Origin of the sequence: Nonomuraea sp. B10E15 (assembly GCF_039871615.1) — a bacterium.
Taxonomy (GTDB): domain Bacteria; phylum Actinomycetota; class Actinomycetes; order Streptosporangiales; family Streptosporangiaceae; genus Nonomuraea.
Genome location: NZ_JBDPMB010000020.1, coordinates 26,068 through 51,263 on the forward strand (window position 1 = coordinate 26,068; position 25,196 = coordinate 51,263).

Annotated in this window: 17 protein-coding genes; 10 read left to right on the forward strand and 7 right to left on the reverse strand. The window is 70.2% G+C overall.

What is annotated here, in order from left to right:
• Window positions 1–358: 358 nt before the first annotated feature.
• The 3 genes from ABGB14_RS38000 (at window position 359) to ABGB14_RS38010 (ending at window position 7,419) form a co-directional block, all read left to right on the forward strand.
• The gene (locus ABGB14_RS38000; protein ID WP_347648692.1) at window positions 359–2,716 is read left to right on the forward strand and encodes an RICIN domain-containing protein; all 2,358 of its coding nucleotides are present in this window, start codon (window positions 359–361) and stop codon (window positions 2,714–2,716) included.
• Between the two features lie 123 nt (window positions 2,717–2,839).
• Window positions 2,840–5,659, forward strand: coding sequence for a carbohydrate-binding protein (locus ABGB14_RS38005; RefSeq protein WP_347648693.1), 2,820 nt, complete (start codon window positions 2,840–2,842; stop codon window positions 5,657–5,659).
• An 11-nt stretch (window positions 5,660–5,670) separates the two neighbouring features.
• Window positions 5,671–7,419: a ThuA domain-containing protein gene (locus ABGB14_RS38010; protein ID WP_347648694.1), complete on the forward strand. Its 1,749-nt coding sequence runs from the start codon at window positions 5,671–5,673 to the stop codon at window positions 7,417–7,419.
• Window positions 7,420–7,508: 89 nt separating this feature from the next.
• Here the strand turns inward: ABGB14_RS38010 and ABGB14_RS38015 are convergent, their stop codons facing one another.
• Window positions 7,509–8,843: a nucleotide pyrophosphatase/phosphodiesterase family protein gene (locus ABGB14_RS38015; RefSeq protein ID WP_347648695.1), complete on the reverse strand. Its 1,335-nt coding sequence runs from the start codon at window positions 8,841–8,843 to the stop codon at window positions 7,509–7,511.
• 181 nt (window positions 8,844–9,024) lie between these two features.
• Between ABGB14_RS38015 and ABGB14_RS38020 the strand changes: the two genes are divergently transcribed.
• Window positions 9,025–10,209: a transposase gene (locus ABGB14_RS38020; protein ID WP_347648696.1), complete on the forward strand. Its 1,185-nt coding sequence runs from the start codon at window positions 9,025–9,027 to the stop codon at window positions 10,207–10,209.
• Between the two features lie 32 nt (window positions 10,210–10,241).
• Here ABGB14_RS38020 and eboE read toward each other — a convergent pair whose 3' ends face one another.
• The 6 genes from eboE to ABGB14_RS38050 are packed head-to-tail and all read right to left on the reverse strand — an operon-like array spanning window position 10,242 to window position 15,507.
• Window positions 10,242–11,357 carry a metabolite traffic protein EboE gene (eboE, locus tag ABGB14_RS38025; RefSeq protein WP_347648697.1) on the reverse strand — a complete coding sequence of 372 codons (1,116 nt, stop codon included), beginning with the start codon at window positions 11,355–11,357 and terminating at the stop codon, window positions 10,242–10,244.
• Window positions 11,358–11,359: 2 nt separating this feature from the next.
• Complete coding sequence (locus tag ABGB14_RS38030; protein WP_347648698.1) at window positions 11,360–12,217, reverse strand: TatD family hydrolase; 858 nt, start codon at window positions 12,215–12,217, stop codon at window positions 11,360–11,362.
• Complete coding sequence (locus ABGB14_RS38035) at window positions 12,218–12,724, reverse strand: EboA domain-containing protein (RefSeq protein WP_347648699.1); 507 nt, start codon at window positions 12,722–12,724, stop codon at window positions 12,218–12,220.
• The gene (locus ABGB14_RS38040) at window positions 12,669–13,535 is read right to left on the reverse strand and encodes a sugar phosphate isomerase/epimerase family protein (RefSeq protein WP_347648700.1); all 867 of its coding nucleotides are present in this window, start codon (window positions 13,533–13,535) and stop codon (window positions 12,669–12,671) included. Before ABGB14_RS38040 ends, ABGB14_RS38035 begins: the two co-directional genes overlap by 56 nt.
• Complete coding sequence (locus ABGB14_RS38045; protein ID WP_347648701.1) at window positions 13,532–14,377, reverse strand: SCO3242 family prenyltransferase; 846 nt, start codon at window positions 14,375–14,377, stop codon at window positions 13,532–13,534. The genes ABGB14_RS38040 and ABGB14_RS38045 overlap by 4 nt, the downstream gene beginning before the upstream one ends.
• Entirely contained in the window at window positions 14,374–15,507 is a 1,134-nt protein-coding gene (locus ABGB14_RS38050) for an inositol-3-phosphate synthase (RefSeq protein ID WP_347648702.1), read from the reverse strand. Before ABGB14_RS38050 ends, ABGB14_RS38045 begins: the two co-directional genes overlap by 4 nt.
• Before the next feature lie 390 nt (window positions 15,508–15,897).
• Here ABGB14_RS38050 and ABGB14_RS38055 point away from each other — a divergent pair, with 390 nt between their 5' ends.
• The 6 genes from ABGB14_RS38055 to ABGB14_RS38080 all read left to right on the forward strand — a co-directional run bounded on the left by ABGB14_RS38055 (window position 15,898) and on the right by ABGB14_RS38080 (window position 25,077).
• Window positions 15,898–17,337 (forward strand): sugar ABC transporter ATP-binding protein, encoded by a 1,440-nt coding sequence (locus ABGB14_RS38055; RefSeq protein WP_347648703.1) that lies wholly within the window; start codon window positions 15,898–15,900, stop codon window positions 17,335–17,337.
• Window positions 17,338–18,339, forward strand: coding sequence for an ABC transporter permease (locus tag ABGB14_RS38060; protein ID WP_347648704.1), 1,002 nt, complete (start codon window positions 17,338–17,340; stop codon window positions 18,337–18,339).
• Complete coding sequence (locus tag ABGB14_RS38065) at window positions 18,336–19,286, forward strand: ABC transporter permease (RefSeq protein ID WP_347648705.1); 951 nt, start codon at window positions 18,336–18,338, stop codon at window positions 19,284–19,286. The genes ABGB14_RS38060 and ABGB14_RS38065 overlap by 4 nt, the downstream gene beginning before the upstream one ends.
• Window positions 19,273–20,469: an ABC transporter substrate-binding protein gene (locus ABGB14_RS38070; protein ID WP_347648706.1), complete on the forward strand. Its 1,197-nt coding sequence runs from the start codon at window positions 19,273–19,275 to the stop codon at window positions 20,467–20,469. The genes ABGB14_RS38065 and ABGB14_RS38070 overlap by 14 nt, the downstream gene beginning before the upstream one ends.
• 38 nt (window positions 20,470–20,507) lie before the next feature.
• On the forward strand, window positions 20,508–21,341 hold the full coding sequence (locus ABGB14_RS38075) for a sugar phosphate isomerase/epimerase family protein (protein WP_347648707.1): 834 nt from the start codon (window positions 20,508–20,510) through the stop codon (window positions 21,339–21,341).
• Between the two features lie 253 nt (window positions 21,342–21,594).
• Window positions 21,595–25,077, forward strand: coding sequence for a lectin (locus ABGB14_RS38080; protein ID WP_347648708.1), 3,483 nt, complete (start codon window positions 21,595–21,597; stop codon window positions 25,075–25,077).
• The last annotated feature ends 119 nt before the right edge of the window (window positions 25,078–25,196 follow it).

A 25,196-nucleotide genomic window follows, 5' to 3' on the forward strand; every position in this document is an offset into this window, starting at 1 on the left:
CCCTGCAAAAGTATGACGGATGAGCCGACCCTCTCCGCCACGAGTGGTGTCCGATGAGTACGACACATATGAACGGTTCATTCGAGGGTTGTCGGCGCGGATCTGCGCGGCCGCAGGCATTACTGCTGATGAACGTATGAACAAGCTCACCATGGCCATGCGATCAGTGCCTGAACCGCGAAATGAGCAGGCTTAAGGGCTTGACGGGTATCCCTGATCCGAAGGTAATTAGGAGCGAGGCCGGCGGTCCCCGCCCGCTCCACCCCGCGAAGGCGTCACCTGTCTGAGGATCAGGGTGTGACCTGGCCATACGCCTACCCCCGAAGGAACAACTGTGCCCTTACGTCCATCCGTCACGATGCTGAGACCGATCCTGATCGGCGTCGTCACCGCCGCGCTTGCCGCGGCGTCCGCCCTCGTCGCCTCCGCCACCCCGGCCGTCGCGGCCACCACGACCCTGCACGCGTCCCCCGCCGGCACCGGCACCGCCTGCACCTCCGCCCAGCCGTGCTCGCCGGCCGCGGCGCAGGCGGCGGTACGTTCGCTGAACGCCGGGATGTCCGGTGACATCGTCGTGGAGCTGGCGGGCGGGGTGTATCGGCTGTCCGCGCCGCTCAGGCTGACCGCCGCCGACTCCGGGAACAACGGCTACTCCGTCAGATGGCAGGCCGCGGAGGGGGCCGTCCCGGTCATCAGCGGAGCCAGGGCGGTCAGCGGATGGACCGTGGCGGACTCGGGAAAGAACATCTGGCGCGCCAACGTCGGCGCCGGGATCGACACCCGGCAGCTGTACGTCGACGGCGCGCTCGCCACCCGGGCGCGCACCGCCGTCAACCGGTCCGACTTCACCGCGAGCAGCACCGGAATGAGCTTCACCAGCGGTGCGCTGAGCTACCTGAACAACCTCGCCAACCAGGGCCGGGTCGAGATGGAGAGCGTCGGCTCGTTCACCGACCGGTACGCGCCGGTGCGGAGCATCAGCGGAAACCTCATCACGATGCGGCAGCCCGCCTGGAACAACAACAACTTCGGGTACGACACCTTCACCAGCCCGCACCGGGCCGGCCCGCTCTATCTGGTCAACGCCTACGAGTTCCTCGACTCGCCGGGGGAGTGGTACCTCGACCCGGCGACGGGCGCCCTGTCCTACATCCCGCTCGCCGGGCAGAACATGGGTAACGCCAGCGTGGAGCTGCCGGTGCTCCAGTCGCTGGTGCACGTCGGGGGAACCTACGACGCGCCCGCGCACCACATCGCGTTCAGCGGGGTCACCTTCACCGGTACGAGCTGGCTCGGCCCCAGCGGCGACCAGGGCTACGTGGACCAGCAGACCGGCGCCTACATAGCGGGCAACTGGAACTGGCCCGCCTTCACCTCCTGCCACCAGGGCTGCAGGCAGTTCGAGGCGACCCGGCCGAACTGGCACCAGATGCCGGCCGCCGTGCAGGTCTCCGCGGCGAACACCGTCACCTTCACCGACTCGCGCTTCGTCAACCTGGGACAGACGGCCATCGGCATCGGCAACGACGCCAACGCGCACGCCAGCGGTGTCGGCCTGGGCGCGGCCGACATCACGGTCACCCGGTCGGAGATCGCCCGTAGCTCGGCCGGCGGCATCGTGGTCGGCGGCGTGCGCGCCGACGCGCACCACCCGAGTGACCAGCGGATGGTCAACCGGAACATCACCGTCAGCGACAACACCATCCACGACCTCGGCCTGGACCACCGGGGCGTCGTCTCGGTCCTGACCACCTACGTCACCGGCACCGACGTGTCCCACAACGAGGTCTACAACATGCCGTACACCGGCATGTCGATCGGGTACGGCTGGGGCGCCAACGAGCCGGGCGGCAGCACCCACTACGCCGACCGCGGCCTGTACGACTTCCAGCCGCGCTACACCACGGCCACCACCGCCTCCGGCAACCGGCTCATCGGCAACTACGTGCACGACGTCATGCAGCAGATGACCGACGGCGGCTGCATCTACACGCTGTCGTGGAACCCGGGCGCGGTGATCAGCGACAACCACTGCCTGCGCACCAACGGCTGGTTCGGCATCTACTTCGACGAGGGCTCGCGGCACTACACCGTCAGGAACAACGTGCTGTCGAACACCGGCACCTGGGCCACCGCCAACTACTGGTACGGCGAGAACATGGGCGACTTCACCGTCACCGGCAACTGGTCGACCAACGGCAGCACCAACGTCACCAACGGCGACCGCGGCAACGTGGTGAACAACAACGTCACCGTCACCAACGGCGCCTGGCCGGCCGGCGCCCAGGCCGTGATGGCGTCCGCCGGGCCCCAGGACCGGCCTCCGGGGAGCACGAGCGCGTACAAGGGGGTGGGGTCGGGCCGCTGCCTGGACGTCAACGGCGCTTCCCAGGCCAACGGCGCGCAGGCGCAGATCTGGGACTGCAACGGGCAGCCCAACCAGCAGTGGACCTCGACCAGCGCCGGTGAGCTGCGCGTCTACGGCACCAAGTGCCTGGACGTGAACGCGGCGGGCACGGCGGACGGCACCGCGGTGATCATCTGGGACTGCAACGGCCAGGACAACCAGAAGTGGCGCGTCAACGCCGACGGCAGCATCACCGCGGTCGGGGCGAACAAGTGCCTCGACGTCAGCGGCGCCGGCACCGCCAACGGCACCGAAGTGCACATCTGGAGCTGTCACGGCGGCGCCAACCAGAAGTGGACCAGCCCCTGACACCGTCCGCCTGACGACGATCCTCGTCTCCCGACGTGGCCGGAGGGGGCACTCCTCCGGCCACGGAGCAGAATCCCGGGCACCTCGCCCTGACCGGTCTTCCTGCTGCAGGAGGGAACACTCATGTCCCGACGTCCGTGGCTCACCCTGCTGACCACGATGGCGCTCATCATGCCCGGAGCGCTCGCGCTCAACGCCTGCCCTGCGAACGCCCTCGACATCCCGGCGTCCGACTACCAGCAGGTGTCCCTCGCGTCGGGTGGCGCGGAACTGGGTGAGGCGATGTCGCTGGCCGTGATGCCGAACCGGTCGGTGGTGCACACGGCGCGCGACGGCACGGTCCGGGTCACCGACGTCGACGGCGACACGACGGTGGCCGGCAGGCTCAACGTCTACACCCACGACGAGGAGGGCCTCCAGGGAGTGGCGGTCGACCCCGGCTTCGCGTCGAACCGGCACCTCTGGCTCTACTACTCCCCGCGGCTGAGCACGCCGAACGGCGATGCGCCGAGCACCGGCACGCAGGACCAGTTCGACCAGTGGAAGGGCGAGCTCTACCTGTCCCGGTTCACCCTCAAGACGGACGGCACCCTCGACATGAGCAGCGAGAAGGTGGTCCTCCGGGTGCAGAACGACCGTGGCCAGTGCTGCCACGTGGGCGGGGACATCGACTTCGACGCCGCCGGCAACCTGTACCTGACCACCGGCGACGACACCAACCCGTTCGAGTCGAGCGGCTACTCCCCGCTGGACGAGCGGACCAACCGCAACCCGCAGTACGACGCCCAGCGCTCGTCCGCCAACACCAACGACCTGCGTGGCAAGCTCCTGCGCATCAAACCGCAGCCCGACGGCAGCTACACGATCCCCGGCGGCAACCTGTTCCCGCCGGGGACGGCGAAGACCCGGCCGGAGATCTACGCGATGGGCTTCCGCAACCCGTTCCGGATGAGCGTGGACAAGGCGACCGGCGTCGTCTATCTCGGCGACTACGGGCCCGACGCGGGCGTGACCAACTCCAGCCGCGGGCCGAGCGGGCAGGTGGAGTTCGATCGCATCACCGGGCCCGGCAACTACGGATGGCCGTACTGCACGGGCACGAACACCACCAGCGAGACCTACAACGAGTGGAACTTCGCCACCAACAGCACCGGTCCGAAGTACGACTGCGCGGGCGGCCCCGCCAACAACTCCTTCCGCAACACCGGCCTGACCGCGCTGCCCCCGGCGAAGCCGGCCTGGATCCGGTACGCGGGGGACGCCGGAAGCCCGCCGGAGTTCGGCTCCGGGTCGGAGTCGCCGATGGGTGGCCCGGTCTACCGTTACGACCCCAACCTGAATTCGGCCGTCAAGTTCCCCCAGGCGCTCGACGGGCGGTATTTCGCCGGTGAGTACGGCCGGCGGTGGATCAAGGCGATCGAGGTCAGGTCGGACGGCGCCTACGGGGAGATCTCGGCGTTCCCCTGGTCGGGGACGCAGGTGATGGACATGGCCTTCGGCCCCGACGGGGCCCTGTACGTCCTCGACTACGGCACCGGGAACAACAACCAGGCGCTGTACCGCATCGAGTACATCGGCAGCGCCGACCGCAATCCGATCGCCAAGGTGTCCGCCGACAAGACGTCGGGACCGGCTCCGCTGGCGGTGACCTTCTCCTCGGCGGGCAGCTCGGATCCGGAGGGCGGCGCGCTGAGCTTCTCGTGGGACTTCGGTGACGGCACCACCTCCACGGCGGCGAATCCGAGCAAGACCTACACCACGAACGGCACCTACACGGTGACGCTCACGGTCCGGGATCCGCAGGGTCTCACCGGCACGGCGAGCGTGATCGTGACCGTCGGCAACACCGCGCCGACGGTCAGCCTCACCACCCCTGCCGACGGGCAACTGTTCTCCTTCGGAGACACCGTGCCCTTCCAGGTCACCGTCAGCGACCCGGAGGACGGCACGATCGACTGCGACGAGGTCACCGTCGCCTACTTCCTCGGCCACGACAGCCACCGCCACCAGATCACCTCCAGGACCGGCTGTTCGGGCTCCATCGCGGTGCCGGTCGACGGTGAGCACGACGCCGCGGCCAACATCTACGGCGTCTTCGAGGCCTCCTACACCGACAAGGGCGATCTGACCTCCACCAGCGCCCGTACGCTCCAGCCGCGGCACCGGCAGGCTGAGCACTTCGGCGCCCAGCAGGGCATCCAGACGGCCGAGCACGCCACCGCGGAAGGCGGCGAGACGGTCGGCTTCACCGACGACGGCGACTGGATCTCCTTCCAGCCGTACAACCTGGCGAACGCGACGAGCATCACGGCCCGGGTGTCCTCGGCCGGTGCGGGCGGCAGGATCGAGGTGCGGGCGGGCTCGGCGACGGGCACGCTGCTGGGAACGGCGGACGTGGCGAGCACCGGCGGCTGGGACACCTTCACCGACGTCTCGGCGAACCTCAGTGGCGCGCCGGCCGGCACGACGACGCTGTATCTGGTCTTCCGCGGTCCGACCGGACAGGGTTACCTGTTCGACGTGGACGCCTTCACCCTCGACACCGGCACCCCGCCCTCGGGAAGCACGAGTGCCTTGGAGGGTGTGGGGTCGGGCCGGTGCCTGGACGTCAACGGCGCCTCGCAGGCCAACGGCGCGCAGGCGCAGATCTGGGACTGCAACGGGCAGGCCAACCAGCAGTGGACCTCGACCAGCGCGGGTGAGCTGCGCGTCTACGGCACCAAGTGCCTGGACGTGAACGGGGCCGGGACGGCGGACGGCACCGCGGTGATCATCTGGGACTGCAACGGCCAGGACAACCAGAAGTGGCGCGTCAACGCCGACGGCAGCATCACCGCGGTCGGGGCGAACAAGTGCCTGGACGTCAGCGGCACCGCCAACGGCACCAGGGCGCGCATCTGGACCTGCACAGGAGGAACCAACCAGCGCTGGACCCGCCTCTGAAAGGGACAACCATGCTGCGACATCCGACCCCCTCCGCGCCCGGGCGCACCGCGGGGAGCGACCGAACGCCCTCCGTGCTGCGACGGCTGTCCGTGGCGGTGGTGGCGATCATCGCCGCCGCGACGGTGATCCCCGCCATCCCCGCCCAGGCCGCCGCCTTCAAGGTGCTGGTGTTCTCCAAGACGGCCGGGTTCCGGCACGACTCGATCCCCACCGGGATCCAGGCCATCCGCGACCTGGGGGCCGCCGACGACTTCGCCGTCGACGCGACGGAGGACTCGGGCGCCTTCAGCGCGGCCAACCTGGCCCAGTACCAGGCGGTGGTGTTCCTCAACACGACCGGTGACGTGCTGAACGACACCCAGCAGGCCGCCTTCCAGACGTACGTGAACGGCGGAGGCGGTTACGTCGGGGTGCATGCGGCCGCGGACACCGAGTACGACTGGCCGTACTACGGGCAGCTCATGGGAGCTTGGTTCAGCAACCACCCGGCGATCCAGCAGGCCACCGTACGGAACGAGGACCGGGCACACGCCGCGACCGCCCACCTCGGGGCGGCCTGGTCACGCACCGACGAGTGGTACAACTACCGCTCCAACCCGCGCCCGAACGTCCGGGTGCTGCAGAGCCTGGACGAGGGCAGCTACAGCGGCGGCGGCATGGGCGATCACCCGATCACGTGGTGCCGGCCACAGTCCTCGGGCCGCGCGTTCTACACCGGCCTGGGACACACCCAGGAGTCGTACGCCGATCCGAGCTTCCGCACGCTGCTGCTCGGCGGAATCCGGTACGCGGCCGGGGCCGCCAACGCCGACTGCCGCCCGGAGACCGGGTACACGACGTTGTACAACGGCTCGACGACGGGCTGGTCGCAGGCGGGGCCGGGGTCGTTCGCCAACAGTGACGCCACGCTGACCTCCCAGGGCGGCATGGGGATGTTGTGGTACGACTCCAAGGAGTTCAGCTCCTACTCCCTCAAGCTCGACTGGAAGATGACCGGCGACTCCAACTCCGGCGTGATCGTCGGGTTCCCGGCCACCGGCGACCCCGACGCGGCGCTCGACACCGGATACGAGGTGCAGATCGACGCGACCGACACCGCGGACAGGACGACCGGGGCGATCTACGGTATCCAGGCCGCCGACCTCGCCGCCCGCGACGCGGCGCTGAACCCTCCGGGGGAGTGGAACACCTACGAGCTGCTGGTGGAGGGTGAGCGGCTGCAGGTGTTCCTGAACGGCAGCAGAATCAACGATTTCACCAACACGGATCCGGTCCGCTCGCTCCAGCAGGGCCACATCGGCATCCAGAACCACGGGTCCGGAGACGTGGTGTCCTTCCGCAACATCCGCATCAAGGAACTGGCCGGCACGCCGGGCGGCACGAGCGTGCTGCGGGGTGCGGGGTCGAACCGGTGCCTGGACGTCAGCGGCGCCTCGCGGGCCAACGGCGCGCAGGCGCAGATCTGGGACTGCCATGGCCAGGCGAACCAGCAGTGGACTTCGACCAGCGCGGGTGAGCTGCGGGTTTATGGCGGCAAGTGCCTGGACGTGAACGGGGCCGGGACGGCGGACGGCACTGCGGTGATCATCTGGGACTGCAACGGCCAGGACAACCAGAAGTGGCGCGTCAACGCCGACGGCAGCATCACCGCGGTCGGGGCGAACAAGTGCCTGGACGTCAGCGGCACCGCCAACGGCACCAGGGCGCGCATCTGGGCCTGCACCGGAGGAGCCAACCAGCGCTGGACCCGCGTCTGAGGCTCTCGGCCACACCCTCGCGCGGCCCTTCGACCGGGGCCGCGCGAGCCACGGGGCGCAGCGACCGCGACCGCGGTGCCGGTGCGCGGTCAGCGTCCTGCCCGGGCGGCCAGGGAGGCCAGGACTCCCTTGACCTCGGTCGCCTCGTACGAGTCACGGTCGAAGGGAGCGATGATCAGCGGTCCGTCGTCGGGGAGATCCGGCAGCCGGCCATGGCTGCCCCGCACCGGAGCCGGGTCGAGCGGCACCACCCGCATCGTGTACCGGAACCCCAGCTTCTTCCTGGCGAGCGCCGCCCCCGCGCGCAGCTTGACGAACGGATCGCGCGGGTCCATGAACAACTCGGCGGGGTCGTAGCCGGGTTTGCGGTGGATGTCCACGAGCCTGGCGAAATCCGGAGCGCGGTCGTCGGAGAGCCAGTAGTAATAGGTGAACCAGGCGTCGGGCTCCGCCACCGCGACGAGCTCGCCGGCGCGCTCGTGGTCGAGCCCGTACTTCGCCTTCCCCGCCTGGTCGAGCACCTCGTCCACGCCGGCCAGTTCGGCGATGACGGCCCGGGTGCGGTCGAGGTCGCCGGGGTCGCGCACGTACACGTGGGCCACCTGGTGGTCGGCGACGGCGAAGGCCCGGGACGTCCACGGGTCGAGGTACTCCATCCCGGCCTGGACGTAGACCTCCAGGAGACCAGCGGTGCGCAGCGCCCGGTTGACGTCCACCGGGCGGGACACCGGGGTGATGCCGTATTCGGAGAGCACGACCACCTCGGCGTCCTCGGCCAGGAGCGGAGCCAGCGCGGCGTCGACGGCGCGGGCGGCCGCGATCGCCTCGGGACCGGCGGGGCCGTACCGCTGGAGGTCGTAGTCGAGGTGCGGCACGTAGACCAGCAGCAGATCCGGCCGTTCGCGGGCCAGGATGCGGCGGGCCGCGGCGATGATCCATTCGGAGGAGGCGATCCCCGCGTTGGGTCCCCAGTAGGTGAACAGGGGGAACGGCCCCAGCGCGGCCTCGAGGTCGTCGTGGAGTGCGGGCGGGCGGGTGTAGCAGTCGGGAGACTTGCGGCCGTCGGCGTGGTAGACGGGACGCGGGGTGACGAGCAGGTCGGTCGGCGCGCCCATCGCGTACCACCAGCAGACGTTGGCGGTGCGCAGGCCGGTCGCGGCGGTCCACAGCTGGTCGCCCTGGATGAGCGCGTTGTGCTGGCGCCACAGCAGCACCTCGCCGAGATCCCGGAAATACCACCCGTTTCCCACGATGCCGTGGTCGCGGGGCATCGAACCGGTCAGCAGGGTGGCCTGCATCGAGCAGGTGACGGCGGGCAGCACGGGCCGCAGCGCGGCCGCCGAGCCCACCTTCGCCACGTTCGGCATGTGCGCGAGAAGGCGCGGGGTGAGCCCGACCACATTGATCACGATCAGCGGTGCCATCAGAGTCTCCCGAGGGGACCGTCGTCTTGGGGCGACGGGTGAATCGGGAGCGGGAGGGCCGTCAAGGCCCGAGCGTGCCCTGACTTGTCGGGTCCGCGCATCACGGATGTCCTTCCTGGTTTTGTCGGCGCCAGCCGATATCGTGGCGGTGTTGTTACCGAACGTGATGGGGGGGTGGGGTGTGCGCAGGTCGTTCAAGTTCCTGCTGCGCCCCACCGCCCGGCAGGCGGCGGCGCTGGCGGCGTGTGTGGAGGATCACCGCACGCTGTACAACGCCGCTTTGGAGCACCGCCGTACCGCCTATGCCAGGGCGGGGGTGAGTGTCCGGTACGGCGAGCAGTCGGCCGAGCTGAAACACATCCGCGCCGATGATGCGGACGGGCAGGGGCGTTGGTCGTTCTCTTCCCAGCAGGCCACGCTGCGACGGCTCGACAAGGCGTTTCGCGCGTTCTTCAAGCGGGTCGGCGAGGGTCGCGCGCCGGGCTTTCCGCGTTTCAAGGGGCGTGGCCGGTTCGACACGGTCGAGTGGCCGAAGGACGGTGACGGCTGCCGGTGGGACTCCCAGCCCGAGCACCCGACCGCCACCTACGTGCGCCTTCAGGGGGTCGGGCACGTCCGCGTCCACCGGCACCGCGCGGTCAAGGGCCGGGTGAAGACGATCGCGGTGAAGCGGGAAGGCAGCCGGTGGTTCGTGGTGCTGTCGTGCGACGACGTGCCGGCTGAACCGCTGCCCGCCACCGGCGCGGTCGCGGGGATCGACGTGGGCGTGGCGTCCCTCGTCACGACCAGCGGCGGACAGCATCTGAGCAATCCCCGTCACCTGGCCGCCTCCGCAGGCCGGCTGGCCGCCGCGCAGCGGGCTCTGGCCCGCAAGGAACGGGGTTCCAAGCGGCGGCGCAAGGCGGTGGCCCGCGTGGCCGCGTTGCACGCCAGGGTGCGCAGGCAACGTCTGGACGGCGCGCACAAGGCCGCGCTCGCCCTGGTCCGGGCCTATGACGTGATCGTGCACGAGGACCTGCGGATCGCGAACATGACCCGCTCGGCGGCGGGCACGATCGAAGCTCCCGGCCGGGGCGTCGCCGCCAAGTCCGGCCTCAACCGGAGCATTCTGGACGCGGGTTGGGGGGTGTTCCTGACGATCCTGTCGTACAAGGCTGAAAGCGCCGGTCGCACGCTGATCGCGGTGGACCCCGCCGGCACCTCCCGCACCTGCGCCCGCTGCGGGCACAACGCGAAGGAGAACCGCGTCACCCAGGCCGACTTCGCCTGCACGGCGTGCGGGCATGCCGCACACGCCGACGTCAACGCGGCGGTCAACATCGTGAGGGCAGGGCTTGCCCTTCGCCAGGCTGCGCAAGCGGCTTAGCGAGAAGCCGCTCCCTTCAGGGAGCGGAGGAGTCACCACGTCTCCTTCAGCCCGAGGGCGGCCAGCTGCGCCCGCATCCAGTGGAGCTCGGCGGCGATGCCGTGCGCGATGTCGGCCGGCGCGCCGGGAAGCACGTTCCACGTGTAGGTCTCCACCTCGACGTGCCTGGTCAGCGGACGCTCCCTGCCGACAAGCACCTCCAGCAGGCGCCGCAGGTAGGGGGCGCTGGTGGCGAGCGGAGGGGGCGGCGCGTCGTGCAGCGGGACGTGGAAGTGCACCCGCCAGCTCTCGTCCGCGGGCAGGCCACCGGCCAGGGCCTCGCCCAGGTCGTCGGTGTATCCGCTGGCCGAGCGCGTCTGGTGGAGGAAGCGGGGCTCGTCGAACGCGGCCAGGGCCCGCTGCGCCCGCGGCGGCGCCACCAACGCGCACGACGCCTGGAGCTTCACGATCGGCAACCCGCAGGCGGCGCCCGCGTCAGGCTCCTCGAAACCCACGGCCATGTGGCAGGCGTCCAGACAGAGACCGAGGTGGTCGTGGTCCACGTCACTCAGCAGGGCGCCCGCCTGGGACGTCGTCTCGACGATGCAGCCGGGCTCCGGCTCGAAGCCCAGCCGGATCACCTTGCCGGTACGGCCGGCCAGCGCGCGCAGGCCCTCGGCGACCGCGTCGAGATTGGCCATCACCGCCGCCGCCTTCTCTCTCGTCCACCCGGTCCGCCAGGCGAGAGGCAGGGTCGAGATCGTGCCCTCGGTGACGTCGTCCGGCAGCAGCGAGGCGAGGATCCCGGCGAGCCCGAGCGTGTGGCGCAGCCGCTCCTCGTCGGCCCAGTCAGGGGTGTAGACGCGGTACTTCACGATCTCGTCGTGGAAGCCGCGGTAGGGGAACCCGTTGAGGGTCACGACCTCCAGCCCGAGCGCGGTCAGCCGCTCGCGCAGCGCCGCGAGTTCCCCGGGCCGGGCGGTGAGGTCCGCGGCGGCGTGCCGGGACAGCCACAGCCCGAGCCCGAGCCGTTCGACGCCGAGCAGGCGCCTGACCCGCGCCGCGACGCCGGACAGCTGACCGTGGATGCCGGGGAGATCCTCCGCGGCGTGGACATTGGTGCAGTAGGACAGGTGCACCGTCGAGCCGTCCGCATGGCGCAGCCGCATGGTCAGCCCCGCTTGATCGTGTTGCCGGCGTAGTCAGGGCCGGCTACGGGGCCTGCTACGGGGCCGCTCTCGAGGTCAAGCCGGCCACTCTGCCCGTAGAAGGCGACCGGATTGCGCCACAGCACCCGATCCACGTCGTCCTCGCCGAAGCCGGCCGCGAGCATGACGTCGGCCACCTCGCGCGTCTTCAGCGGATCGCTGCGCCCCCAGTCGGCGGCCGAGTTCACCAGCATCCTGTCCGTGCCGTACTCCTTGAGCAGGGTCACCATCCGGTCCGGGTCCATCTTGGTGTCCGGGTAGATGGAGAACCCCATCCAGCAGCCCGAGTCCGCGACCATGCCGACGGTCACCTCGTTGAGGTGGTCGATGAGCACCCGCGCGGGGGGCGTCCCGGCCGCCCGCACCACGTCGAGCGTCCGGCGGGTGCCCCCGGCCTTGTCCCGATGCGGGGTGTGCACGAGTACCGGAAGATCATTCTCCTGTGCCAGGGCGAGCTGCGCCTCGAACGCCCGTTCCTCCTCTGCCGTCATCGAGTCGTAGCCGACCTCGCCGACCGCGACGACGGAGTCCTTCAGCAGGTATCGCGGCAACTCGGCCAGCACCGCCGCGCATCGCGGATCGTTCGCCTCCTTCGGGTTGAGCGCGAGCGCGCAGTGGTGGCGGATGCCGTACTGCGCGGCGCGATAGGGCTCCCAGCCGAGCAGCGCGTCGAAGTAGTCGAGGAAGCTGCCCACATGGGTACGGGGCTGCCCCAGCCAGAAGGCGGGTTCGACGACGGCCCGGACCCCCGCGGCGTGCATGCGCTGGTAGTCGTCGGTGGTCCGGGAGGTCATGTGGACGTGGGGGTCGAAGATGCGCATTCAGATCCTCTCCAGGACGTCGCGCGGGACGGGCCGGCCGGCCGCCCGCAACTCCGCCGCGTACTCCGACAACATCCGGGCCAGCTCGGCGTCGAAACGGCGGTCCAGCTCGGCCACCGCCACCAGGGGGATCGACATGAAGACGCACTTGAGCACCCCTTGCCGGAAGGAGTGGTCGCCCAGCCACGCCGAGCCGTACGGGCCGAGGGCCGCGGCGACCAGCCGCGCGTCATTGCTGCGAAGCGCGTCCTCCACCAGCGCGACCGCCGTGCCTTCCAGGTCGAGCTCGTGCAGGACGGTCAGAATCGCCAGCCGCTCACCGCTGTCGCCGGCCTCGTACAGGCTCCGGATCACCGCGTGGCGGCCGCGCAGCGCGCCGAGCAGCGCGTGCCGGGCGCCCGGGCCGCCCCGCCGTTCGGCCTGCGGAAAGAGCCGGTGGATCGCCTGCGGGTCAGCTTTGACCTGCCGGGCGGCCTGGGCCAGCCACTCCTGTGCCGGCTCCTTCATGTGCCCTCCTCAAGAAGTCGATCGATCGGCGGGCGACCTGCGGGGCCGCATGGCTGTGCCGGGCCAGCTCCACGGCCACCAAACCCGGGTAGCCGTGCAGAGCGGCGAGCACCGGCGCGAAGTCGATCTCACCCTCGCCGAATTCCAGGTGCTCGTGGACCCCCCGGCGCATGTCCTCGATCTGCACGTGCACGGCGTACGGCAGCGCCCGCCGGACACAGGTGTCCAGGTCCTCCCGCTCGATGCAGTGACAGTGCCCGATGTCGAGGGTGAGACCGAACCGGGTAGGGGCGCCGAGCATCGCGCGCAGCCGCTCGAAGCCGTCCAGGTCGGCGACGAGCATCCCGGGTTCGGGTTCGAATCCCAGCGTGACGCCCACCTGATCGGCCTCGTCGAGCAGTCGTGCGCACTGGCGGGCCAGCCGCGTGTACGCCTCCTCCTCCGGCACGCCGTCGGGCCGGACGCCGCTCCACAGGTGCACCACGGGAGCGCCCAGGTCGGCGGCGACGCGCATCGCCGTGATGAGAAACTCCGCTCTGCGCCCGGCGCCGTCGCTGATGAGGGTCGGATGGTGTTTGCGCAGGGGATCGAGGGTGTAGCGCCCGCCCGTCTCGACGACGGCAGCGAGGCCGAGGCGATCGAGGATCCCGGCAATCCTGGACACCTCCGCGGCCAGCCCGGGGGAGTGGGGGTCGAGATGACCGTGGTCGAGCGTGATGGCCGCACCGGTGTACCCCAGGTCGGCCAGGACCGCGAGCGCCTCGGGAAGCCGGTGGCCGGAGAAGCCGTTGGTGCAGTAGGCCCACCTCACGATGTCGCCAGCCGGGATGAGAGCCACCTTCCCACGGGGAGCGAACACAGCAGCGCGCCCGCCATCGCGAACCGTCCGCCACCGGCGACCGCCGCCGCCTGGAGCGGGATCAGGCCGAGAATGCTCAGGCGGACGGCCTGCCGCACGTTCTCGGGGTCGGGAAGGGTCCGTAACCCGGCCTGGACCGGAAGGGTGGAGGCGAGATAGCCGGCGATGAGGACGCCCGCTCCGGTCCGGGCGGTGGCTCCGCCCCGCACGCACGAGGCGGCCGCGAGCCCGGCCGCCACGGTGCTGGCCACGAGCGCGCGCTCGGCGGTCCCGCGGGTCGCCCCCGTCACCTCGGCGCGGCCGAGGACGCTGATCCCGTAGGTGTGCGCGCCTATCGCCAGCGCTGCCGGCACCGCGGACCTCGCCTGCTCGCCCGCGCCCAGAAGCACGTCGAGCACGCGGCAGGCCGCCATCGCCGCCGGTCCCGCCACCGTCCGTTTGAGGCGCAGGTCGTAGGCCCACACCGCGCCGGCCAGCAGGCCGGCGACGGCGAGACCGCGACGGCCGCCGGCGAGGGCGGCGGTGGACAGGCCCGCGCCGGTCAGGGCGGCCGCGAGCCCGAGCGCGACGCCCGGGCGGACCCGGCCCGACGGGATCGGGCGCTCGGGACGCTCGACGGCGTCCGCCTCACGGTCCGCCCAGTCGTTGAGCGCCATTCCCGACCAGTACACGAGCACCGACGCCAGGGCCAGGCCGGGTGCCGGGCGCCGCCCCGCGGCGGCGGCTCCCGCCATGGTGTCCCCCGGCACCGACAGCGCGGCGGGCGCGCGGACCAGTTCGAGCAGCGCCCTCATGACAGCTCCTCGGCGAAGGCGCGCAGCCGGGCGTACTGGGCCGCCAGGGCGTGCTCGCCCGTCCCCAGCGGACTCTTGAAGAAGTACCCGAGCTCGGGCTGGACGCCGTGCCGCCCCTTCTCGTGCGCGCGGGCGACCAGCCGGGCCAGGTCCAGGACGAGCGGAGCGGCCAGCGCCGAATCGCAGCCCTGCCAGGTGAACTGCAGCGTCATCCGGACGCCGAGAAAGCCCTCGAAGCTCACGTGGTCCCAGGCGGTCTTCCACTCTCCGAGGTCCGGGACGTAGTCGATGTGCGTCTCACCCTCCACGGGTCCTCCCAGGACCTGCGCGACGACCTGGTCCTTGGAGAGCCGCTTGCTGGACCTGGCGGCAGGATCGGCGAGTGTCGCCCCGTCGCCGCCGCCGAGCAGGTTGAGCCCGGACCAGGAGCGGACGCGCAGCGCCCGGTCGGCGAACATGGGCGCCAGGGCGCTCTTGACCAGGGTCTCGCCGGTCTTTCCATCGCGTCCCGCGTACGGCACGCGCCGCTGGGCGGCGAGTTCCGCCAGGGCGGGCAGGGTCGGCCCGGTGGAGGGGGTGAACTCCACATAGCCGCACCCCGCGTGGAACGCCGCATAGGCGTACAGCGAACTCGGTGGCAGGACGTCGTCCCCTACGGCGAGCCGCTCCTCGAGATCGGCCAGCCTTCCGAACTCGGGGCGCGGATCCGCCGGGGGTTCGGTCGACGACACGTTGACGACGACCACCCGGGCCAGCCCGTGCCGGGCGCGGAAGCCGGCGATGTCGTCGATCAGCCGGGTCGCGGCCCGGCCGCCGTCACCGGGGACGTAGCCCGGCCGGATCTCGGCGTCGGCGGCGTCCAGATCGGGCGCGAGCAATCCCGGTAAGTCCGGCGATATGACCTCTGCTCTGCCCAGCTGTTCGGCGCGCTTGCGTAAGGAGGTCCCGGCGACGTCATGGCCGCCGAAGATCAGGTCGGTCAGCGGAACCAGCCGCCCGGGGAAGCCGGCGGACTCGCTCACGCATCCACGGGGGGACGCCGCTCCCGCCTTGATGGCCGCGGCGCCCACGATGGCAGTGGTCGCCACGGATCCTCGTGCCCCGATAAGCCACACACCGAGCTTGTCCATGAAAGCTCCATCGTGCCGGGACTACCCCGCATGCGAAGGCATCCAGTAGGTAAGTCTCCGCGATGGTAAAAGCTATTTTTGTCGATGGTCAAGCATAAGTAGGCTTATTGCTGTCTTATCATCTGCCGCCTACGGCCATCGCCGCCGGTCCGCCGCGTCGGGCGTACTCGACACCCGCTCTTCATGGGGACGCCACCCGTCGCGGCTCCATAATTATGTCGCGCTGGCGGCCGACTTTTGCTTGACCATCGACATAAGCCCGCTTAGCATCCCGCAACATGACGGATATGGGCCTGAAACCTGCCGATGGCCCCCGAGCAGGGACGGCGCCTACTCCTCGCTGCCTGCCGTGCACGCCCGGGGGTCACCGGGGGCGGGGAGGCTGACCGGATGCTGAGCATGCGCGGCATCGACAAGAGCTTCCTCGGCGTGCGGGTGCTGTCCGGGGTGGACCTCGATGTGACGGCCGGCGAGGTTCACGCCGTCGTCGGCGAGAACGGCGCGGGCAAATCCACCCTGATGAAAATCATCTGCGGGGTTCACACGCCGGACGAGGGCACGATCGAGATCGACGGCCGGCCCGTCTCCTTCGGCCATCCGCTCGAGGCGCAGCGCTCCGGCATCGCGATCATCTACCAGGAGTTCAACCTGCTGCCCGAGCGCACCGTCGCTGAGAACGTGTTCCTCGGGCGCGAGCCCGTCAGACGCGGCCTGGTCGACCGCGCCGCCATGGAGGAGGCGACCGCGCGGCTCCTCGGCGAGCTGGGCGAGGATCCCTTCGGCCCCCGCGACGCCGTCAAGCGCCTGTCGGTCGCCCAGCAGCAGATCGTCGAGATCGTCAAGGCGTTGTCGGTGAACGCGCGGCTCGTCGTCATGGACGAGCCCAGCGCGGCGCTCGCCGAGCACGAGGTCGAGTTGCTCTACCGGCTGATCGGGCGGTTGAGGGAACGCGGCGTCGCCGTCGTGTACATCTCCCACCGATTACGCGAGGTGTTCGATCTCGCCGACCGGGTCACCGTGCTCAAGGACGGCTCGCGCGTCACCACGCTCCCGATCGGCGAGGTGACCCCCGACGCGTTGATCCGCCTGATGGTGGGCCGTGACCTCGGCACCTACTTCCCGCCCCGCTCGGAAGGTGCCGGCGAGGTACGGCTCAGCCTGCGCGCGGCCGGCAACCACAAGCTCCACGACATAGACCTGGAACTGCGTGCCGGGGAGATCGTCGGCATCGCGGGCCTGCAGGGATCCGGCAGATCGGAGCTCGCCAAAGCGATCTTCGGGGCGGAGCCGTTCACCACGGGCGAGATGATCCCGAAGCGCCCGCGTTCGGTCCGGGAAGCCGTGGCCATGGGCATCGGGCTCGTGACCGAGGACCGCAAGGCCGAAGGGCTCGCGCTGCGCCAGTCCGTGCGCGACAACGTCCTGCTCGTCGCCCGCGCGGTGGGCCCACGCAACCGCGACGGCGTCCGCGACCTGCTCGAACGGGTACGCCTCTCGCCCGCGCACCAGGACCAGGAGGTCCGCTACCTGTCCGGCGGCAACCAGCAGAAGGTCGTGCTCGTCAAATGGATGACGATGGCGCCCCGGGTGCTGCTGTTCGACGAGCCGACCCGGGGAGTCGACGTCGGGGCCAAGGCCGCCATCCACGACCTGATGCGCGAACTGGCGAACGACGGCATGGCCATCATGATGATCTCTTCCGAACTGCCCGAGCTCATCGGCATGAGCGATCGGGTGGTCGTCCTGCGCGACGGCCGTGTCGCGGGCGCGCTGCCGGCCGGGGCCTCCGAGGAGGCCATCATGCGTCTGGCCGCGGGAGAGGTGGCATGAATGCACCTGCTCACGCGCGCCCGCCGCGGCCAGGCGCACGGCGGTCTGGCGGCTCACCTGCGCGAACCCTCGCAGGTCGTGTTCCTCGCGCTGCTCGGCCTGGTCGCGGTCGGCTGGGCCCTCGTCGCGCTCGACGGCGGCCAGTTCCTCACCATGGAAAGCGTCGTCGGGATCCAGCAGCGGTCCGCCGCACTCGGCATCGTGGCGATCGGGCAGACGCTGGCGATCCTGGCCGGGTCGCTCGACCTGTCCGTGGCGTACCTGATCAGCCTGTCCTCGCTGGTCGCGGCGGAGATCATGGCGGGCCAGGACGGCAACATCGGGCCGGCGGTCGCCGCGGTGCTGGTCATCAGCTCGCTCGTGGGGCTGGTCAACGGGCTGGTCATCACCAGGCTCCAGGTCCACGCCTTCATCGCCACACTCGGCGTCGCTCTGATCATCAAGGGCATCGTCGACCACCTGTACGACGGCCCGGCGGGCAGGGTGCCCGAGTCGTTCCAGCTTCTCGGGTACTCCCGCGTCGGGCCGGTACCCGTCTCCGCCATGCTCTGGGCAGGCGTGGCCGTCGCGGCCTGGTTCCTGCTGAGCAGGACCCGGCTGGGATACCGGATCTACGCGGTGGGCGGCGACGAGGAGGTCGCCCGGCTGTCCGGGATCCGTACGGCCCGCGTCATCGTGATCACCCACGTGCTGTGCTCGGTCTGCGCCGGCATCGCGGGTCTGCTGCTGGCCGCCAGACTCGGGGCGGGGGCGCCCACGGTGGGCACCGATGGCGGCTATGACCTGGAGTCCATCGCCGCGGTCGTGCTCGGCGGGACCGCGCTGGCCGGAGGCAAGGGCGGGGTCGCCGGAACCGTGGGCGGGGTCCTGCTGCTGGCCGTCCTGGACACCCTCTTCAACCAGCTCGAGGTCAACTCCTTCGTCAAGGACGTGGTCCGCGGCGTGGTCATCGTCATCGCGGTGGCCGTCTACGCCCGGCGCCGAGCGAGGCGGTCGGCATGAAGCGCGCACTACCCATCCTCGCGGTCCTCGTGGTGCTGCTGGCCGCGATCGCGGTCGCCAATCCCCACTTCCTGGAACCCGCCGGGTTCCTGGCGTTCCTCAAGCGGGCCGCGCCGCTGGTGATCCTCGCCGCGGGACAGTACTTCGTCATCGTCTCCGGCGAGTTCGACCTGTCGGTCGGCTCGCTGGTGACGGCCGAGGTGGTGATCGCCGCGCGGCTCATCGACGGCGACGAGTCCGCCACCTGGCCGGTCCTCGCCCTGCTGGTCGTCGTCGGGCTGCTCGTCGGGCTGGTCAACGGCGTGGGCACCACCAAGCTGCGGGTGCCGTCGTTCATCGTGACGCTCGGCATGCTGCTCGTCCTCAGCGGCGCGGTCTTCCTCTGGACCGGTGGCGCGCCACGCGGCGCGCTGTCGGAGGGCTTCCGGATGTTCGGCCGCGGCGCCCTCGGGCCGCTGCCGTGGTCGGTGCTGATCCTGCTGGCCGTGGGCGGGGCGGCGATCTGGCTCATGCGCGCCGACTTCGGCCGGACCCTCATGGCCACCGGTGACAACGAGCGTGCCGCGGCACTGTCCGGGGTCCGGGTCGACCGGGTCAGGATCCTCGCCTTCATGCTCTCCGGCCTGTCCGCGGCCGTCGCGGCGATCCTGCTCGGCGGCTTCGCCGGGGTCTCGGCGCAGGCGGGCCAGGGACTGGAGTTCTCCGCCATCACGGCGGTCGTTCTCGGCGGCGTGGTGCTCGGCGGCGGCCGCGGCTCCGTGCCGGCCGCCATGGCCGGGGCCGTCACGCTGGAGGCGCTGTTCACCCTGCTCAACCTGTACGGAATCTCGGGGGCGCTGGAGTCCACCGTCCAGGGCGTCATCATCATCGCCGCGGTCGCGGCGGGAGCCATCCGACTTCCCTGGAAGTCCACCCCCCGAAGAGGAGACGCTCATGCCGCGCCTTGAGGCCGCAATCGCCCTGTCAGCCGTGCTCGTCCTCGCCGGCTGCACCACCGACAAGCCGACGGACACCACCCGACCCGCGCCGCCCGCCACGAGCGCCGGGAACTCGGGCACAGGAGCGCAGTCGAAGTTCTTCGTGCAGGCGGACTTCGACGCCCAGCTGGCCATGCGTTCCCAGACGCCTCAGGGCCCCGCGGCCAAGCCCTGGGAGCAGGCCATCGACCCGAAGATGATCGACACGGCACAGTACAAGAAGGACGGGCCGTACCACCTGTGCTTCTCCAACGCGGCGGTCAACAACCCCTGGCGCCAGGTCGGGTGGAAGACGATGCAGGCGGAGGCGGGCCTGCACGAGGAGATCGAGGAGTTCACCGCGCTGGATGCCGAGGGCAAGGACGACAAGCAGATCTCGGACATCGCCGAGCTGCAGGCCAAGGGCTGCGACGCCCTGATCGTCTCGCCGAACACCACGGCGACGCTCACCCCCGCCGTGACGGCCGCCTGCGCGAAGGTGCCGGTCATCGTGTTCGACCGGGGTGTGGAGACCGACTGCCCGGTGACGTTCATCAAGCCCATCGGCGGCTACGCCTTCGGTGCCGACGCCGCCGAGTTCCTGGCCGAGAAGGTGCCGGCGGGCGGGAAGGTGCTGGCGCTGCGCATCCTGCCCGGTGTCGACGTCCTGGAGACCCGCTGGTCGGCGGCGAAGGTGGTCTTCGACAAGAGCCGCCTCCAGGTGGTGGGGGTGGAGTTCACCGACGGTGACGCCGCCAGGACCAAGAGCATCGTCAGCGACTACATCCAGCGGCACGGCAAGATCGACGGCGTCTGGATGGACGCCGGTGCCACGGCGGTGGCCGCGATCGAGGCGTTCGAGGACGCCGGCCTGCCGGTGCCGCCGATCAACGGGGAGGACCAGCAGGACTTCCTGCAGAAGTGGAAGGACGCCGACCTCACCGCCGTCGCGCCCACGTACCCGACCTACCAGTGGCGGACCCCGATCATCGCCGCTCTGAAGATCCTCAAGGGCGAGGAGGTGCCCGAGATGTGGAACCTGCCGCAGCCGAAGGTCACCAGCGAGAACCTGTCGGCCTACCTCAAGCCCGACATGCCGCCGCTGCACTACGCGCTGTGCGGTTGTGAGGACCTGCCCGGCTTCCCCGAGGTCTGGGGCGGGAAGAAGAGCTGATCGGCTCCTTTCGCGAACCGACGACGAAGAGGTACGCCATGTTCTCCATCGGAGTGAACACCTGGGTCTGGGTCTCCCCGCTGACCGACGACGACCTGGCGCGGCTCGCGCCCCGCATCGCCCGGTGGGGTTTCGACGTCATCGAGCTGCCGGTCGAGCGACCCGGCGACTGGAACCCGGACAGGGCCGCGGCGGTGCTGGCCGAACACGGGCTGGCCGCGTCCGTGGTGCTGGTCATGCCGCCGGGTCGGGAGCTCGTGGCCGCCTCCCCGGAGACCGTCCGCGACACCCAGGACTATCTGCGGCACTGCGTCGACGTGGCGGTGGCCGTCGGCTCCCCGGTGATCGGAGGGCCGGCGTACGCCTCGGTCGGCCGTACGTGGCGGCTCTCGCCGGACGAACGCGGGAGGGTCTACGCCGAGTTGCGCGAGCATCTGCGGCCCGTTCTGGACCATGCGGCCGAGCGCGGGGTGAAACTCGCGGTCGAGCCGCTCAACCGGTACGAGACCAGCCTTCTCAACACCGTCGAGCAGGCGCTCGAGGCGTTGCCCGAGGACTGCCACCTGGCACTCGACGTCTACCACATGAACATCGAGGAGAAGGATCCCGCCCAGGCGGTGCGGGACGCGGCGGACCGCATCGCGCACGTGCAGGTGTGCGGCACCGACCGCGGCACGCCGGGGGCCGACCGTTTCGACTGGCCGGGCTTCGTCCGGGCCCTGCGCGACACCGGCTATCAGGGGCCGCTCGTCATCGAGTCGTTCACCGCGCACAACCTGAGCATCGCCACCGCGGCCTCCATCTGGCGGCCCCTCGCGGAGAGCCAGGACGCGCTGGCCGTGGACGGCCTCGCCTACCTACGCGCCCTCTGACAGCGAGCTGAAAGTTTCATACTTATCCCGCCGAGACGGGGGCATCGAGACGGCTTCGGGATCGCCGTCACTGCCTTCCACCTGTCGGTTTCCCGATCGCCGCCCAAGCGCCTGCGGAGTAGATGCGAAAAGATGAGAATCAAAGCCCTAAATAAGCATGCTTAAGGGTACGTTTGCGAGCCGAGACGACGCATGTCCTCCCTCGTAGCCCTCCGGCTCGGACCGCTGCCGACACCCCCTCAGGAGATCCTTCATGCGAAGATCACGCCTGTTCACCGCCCTGGTCGCAGCCTTATCGGGGCTCGTGATGTCGTTGTCCCCGCACGTGGCGCACGCGGCCGAACCTCAGTTCAGGGTGCTGCTGTTCACCGAGACGGCGAGCGGCGCCTACCGGCATGACTCCATCCCCGCGGGCGTCGCGATGTTCGAGCAGCTGGCGATCGACCACGACTTCCAGCTCGATCACAGCGAGGACTCCGCCGTCTTCACGACCGCGACGCTGAACACCTACGACGCGGTGATCATGCTCCAGACCAGCGGCATGGTGTGGGACAACGACGCCCAGCGTCAGGCCTTCCAGGCCTACGTGCGCAGTGGCCACGGCGTCGTCGCGATCCACAACGCCACCGACATGAACATCGAGTCGCAGTTTCCCTGGTGGGACCAGGTCGTCCTGGCCGGCGCCCACATGACCGCTCATTCGGCGATCCTGCAGGGCACCGCCAAGGTGGCCGACAAGGCCCACCCCTCCACGGAGGGGCTGCCGGACCGGTGGGTGCGCCCGGAGGAGTGGTACAACTTCGACAAGAACATGCGGGGCTCGGTGCACGTCCTGGTGACCGCGGACGAGACCACCTATGACGCGGGGCCGAACGCGATGGGCGCCGACCACCCGATCTCCTGGTGCCACAACCCGGAGGGCGGCCGGGTGTGGGCCACCGCGATGGGCCACCAGACGTCCTCCTATGCTGAGTCGCTCTTCCAGCAGCACCTGCTGGGCGGGGTGAAGTGGGCGGCGGGCGCGGCGCCGGGCGACTGCGGCGGCACCGTCGCGGACCGGTACCAGAAGGTGACCCTCGACGGCGCGCCGGACCAGCCGATGGAACTCGACGTGGCCGCCGACGGCAGGGTCTTCTACATCTCGCGCTCGGGCAAGGTCAACCTGATCCCCACCGACGGCGGGGGCACGCGCGTCATCGCCACCCTCTCGGTGTACGACGGCGGCGAGGACGGCGGCATCGGGCTGGCGCTGGATCCGGACTTCACCACCAACGGCTGGATCTACGTCAACTACTCGCCGTCCGGCGGCGACGAGGTCAACCGGGTGTCGAGGTTCACCTTCGACGGCACCAGCCTCGACCTGTCGAGTGAGAAGAAGTTGATCGAGGTTCCGGCGTACCGCCACGTCGACGAGCCCGGCCACACCGGCGGCTACCTCGCGTTCGGTCCGGGCGGGAACCTGTACATCGGCCCGGGTGACGACACCAATCCGAACGGGTCCAGCGGCTACACCCCGATCGACGAGCGGCAGGGCCGGGAACATTACGACGCCCAGCGATCCTCGGCCAACACCGATGACCTGCGCGGCAAGATCCTGCGTATCCACCCCGAATCCGATGGCACGTACACGATTCCGTCCGGCAACCTGTTCGCGCCCGGCACCGCCAGGACGCGGCCGGAGATCTACGCGATGGGCTTCCGCAACCCGTTCCGCTTCTCGGTCGACCAGGTGACGGGGTGGATCTCGCTGGGTGACTATGGCCCAGACGCCGGCGCGGCGAACCCCAACCGCGGTCCCGAGGGCACCGTCGAGTGGAACCTGATCAAGGAGCCTGGCTTCTACGGCTGGCCGTACTGCGTCGGTGACAACATCCCGTTCAACGACTACAACTTCGCCACCAACACCTCCGGCGCGAAGTTCAACTGCTCGGCGCCGGTCAACGACTCGCCCAACAACACCGGTCTGACCGATCTGCCCGCGGCCAAGCCCGCGACCGTGTGGTACGACTACCACGCCTCGGCCGAGTTCCCCGAGATCGACTGCTGCGGCGGCGCCGCCCCGATGGGCGGCCCCTTCTACCGCTACGACGACGCCAGCGACTCCGACCGCAAGTTCCCCGAGTATTTCGACGGCACGCCGTTCCTCTACGAATGGAGCCGCAACTTCGTCAAGGAACTCCCGCTGGACTCCTCGGGCAACCTTCTGAAGATCAACCCCCTGGCGGCACAGCTGGCCCCGCATGCGCCGATCGACATGAAGTTCGGTCCGGACGGCGCCCTGTACATGGCCGACTGGGGCAACGGCTTCGGCCACGCGAACACCGACGACAGCGTCTACCGGATCGACTACGTGGCCGGGAACCGCGCGCCCCTGGCCAAGGCGAGCGCCAACCCCGACTCGGGCACGGCGCCGCTGACGGTGGCGTTCTCCTCGGCCGGTTCGTCCGACCCCGACGGCGACGCGATCACCTACGCGTGGGAGTTCGGCGACGGCGGGACCTCTGCCGGCGCCAACCCCTCCCACACCTACACCGCCAACGGGACCTACACGGCCAGGCTGACCGTACGGGACTCCGGCGGGAAGACCGGCAGCGTCACGTTGCCGATCGTCGTCGGCAACACCCGCCCCGAGGTGACCTTCTCGGCACCACCCGACGGCGGCTTCATCGACTTCGGCGACGAGGTGGACTACGCGGTGAACGCCACCGACCCCGAGGACGGCGCCGCCGACTGCAGCAAGGTCAACGTGACCACAGCACTGGGCCATGACCAGCACGCCCACGACACCGGCCAGTACACCGGTTGCTCCGGGACGGTCACGACCACCGCCTCCGGCCATGACGAGGCCTCCAACGTCTACTACGTCCTGTCCGCCGACTACACCGACAGCGGCGGCCTGAAGGGCTCCACCGGCCTCACCCTGCAGCCGAAACACAAGCAGGCCGAGCACTTCACCGGCTCGTCCGGAATCCGCGTCATCGACGAGTCCGGAGCCGAAGGCGGTAGGCGCATCGGCGACATCTCCAACAATGACTGGATCTCCTTCAGCCCGGTCAACCTGTCCGGGATCGACACGGTGTCCTTCCGCGTCTCGGCACCGTCCAACACCGGGGCGTCCATCGAGCTGCACGCCGACTCGCCGACCGGGCCCCTCCTCGCCTCCAGCCCCGTACCGGCGACCGGGGGATGGAACACCTACGTGTCGCTGCCCGCGGTGCAGGTCACCGACCCCGGTGGGACCCGCGACGTCCACGTCGTGTTCAAGGCGCCGTCGGCGAACTCGTTCGACGTGGACTCCATCACCTTCAACGGCAGGGGCGTCGGGCACGGTGACGGCCCGTCCCCCGGCAGCACGAGCGCGCTGCGGGGTGCGGGGTCGGGCCGGTGCCTGGACGTCAACGGCGCCTCGCAGGCCAACGGCGCGCAGGCGCAGATCTGGGACTGCAACGGGCAGGCGAACCAGCAGTGGACTTCGACCAGCGCGGGTGAGCTGCGGGTTTATGGCGGAAAGTGCCTGGACGTGAACGGGGCCGGGACGGCGGACGGCACCGCGGTGATCATCTGGGACTGCAACGGCCAGGACAACCAGAAGTGGCGCGTCAACGCCGACGGCAGCATCACCGCGGTCGGGGCGAACAAGTGCCTGGACGTCAGCGGCGCCGGCACCGCCAACGGCACCACAGTGCACATCTGGTCATGTAACGGCGCGAACAACCAGAAGTGGACCCGCGTCTGATCCCCATGTGACGCCCGCCCCCTGGAGCCGGCCCGCCTTCGCCGGCCGGCTCCAGCGTCCTGCGCGATCAAGCGGCCTCAGAGGGCTGACGGCCGTGCCCGGCCCCGGCGGCGTGTCTC

Bases quoted from the DNA above. Each gene is read 5' to 3' on its own strand.
- ABGB14_RS38055 (WP_347648703.1), top strand. From the start codon at position 15,898: ATGCTGAGCATGCGCGGCATCGACAAGAGCTTCCTCGGCGTGCGGGTG.
- ABGB14_RS38070 (WP_347648706.1), top strand. From the start codon at position 19,273: ATGCCGCGCCTTGAGGCCGCAATCGCCCTGTCAGCCGTGCTCGTCCTC.
- ABGB14_RS38015 (WP_347648695.1), bottom strand. From the start codon at position 8,843: ATGGCACCGCTGATCGTGATCAATGTGGTCGGGCTCACCCCGCGCCTT.
- ABGB14_RS38080 (WP_347648708.1), top strand. From the start codon at position 21,595: ATGCGAAGATCACGCCTGTTCACCGCCCTGGTCGCAGCCTTATCGGGG.
- eboE (WP_347648697.1), bottom strand. From the start codon at position 11,357: ATGCGGCTGCGCCATGCGGACGGCTCGACGGTGCACCTGTCCTACTGC.
- ABGB14_RS38060 (WP_347648704.1), top strand. From the start codon at position 17,338: ATGCACCTGCTCACGCGCGCCCGCCGCGGCCAGGCGCACGGCGGTCTG.
- ABGB14_RS38005 (WP_347648693.1), top strand. From the start codon at position 2,840: ATGTCCCGACGTCCGTGGCTCACCCTGCTGACCACGATGGCGCTCATC.
- ABGB14_RS38000 (WP_347648692.1), top strand. From the start codon at position 359: ATGCTGAGACCGATCCTGATCGGCGTCGTCACCGCCGCGCTTGCCGCG.
- ABGB14_RS38030 (WP_347648698.1), bottom strand. From the start codon at position 12,217: ATGCGCATCTTCGACCCCCACGTCCACATGACCTCCCGGACCACCGAC.
- ABGB14_RS38045 (WP_347648701.1), bottom strand. From the start codon at position 14,377: ATGAGGGCGCTGCTCGAACTGGTCCGCGCGCCCGCCGCGCTGTCGGTG.
- ABGB14_RS38050 (WP_347648702.1), bottom strand. From the start codon at position 15,507: ATGGACAAGCTCGGTGTGTGGCTTATCGGGGCACGAGGATCCGTGGCG.
- ABGB14_RS38035 (WP_347648699.1), bottom strand. From the start codon at position 12,724: ATGAAGGAGCCGGCACAGGAGTGGCTGGCCCAGGCCGCCCGGCAGGTC.
- ABGB14_RS38010 (WP_347648694.1), top strand. From the start codon at position 5,671: ATGCTGCGACATCCGACCCCCTCCGCGCCCGGGCGCACCGCGGGGAGC.
- ABGB14_RS38065 (WP_347648705.1), top strand. From the start codon at position 18,336: ATGAAGCGCGCACTACCCATCCTCGCGGTCCTCGTGGTGCTGCTGGCC.
- ABGB14_RS38075 (WP_347648707.1), top strand. From the start codon at position 20,508: ATGTTCTCCATCGGAGTGAACACCTGGGTCTGGGTCTCCCCGCTGACC.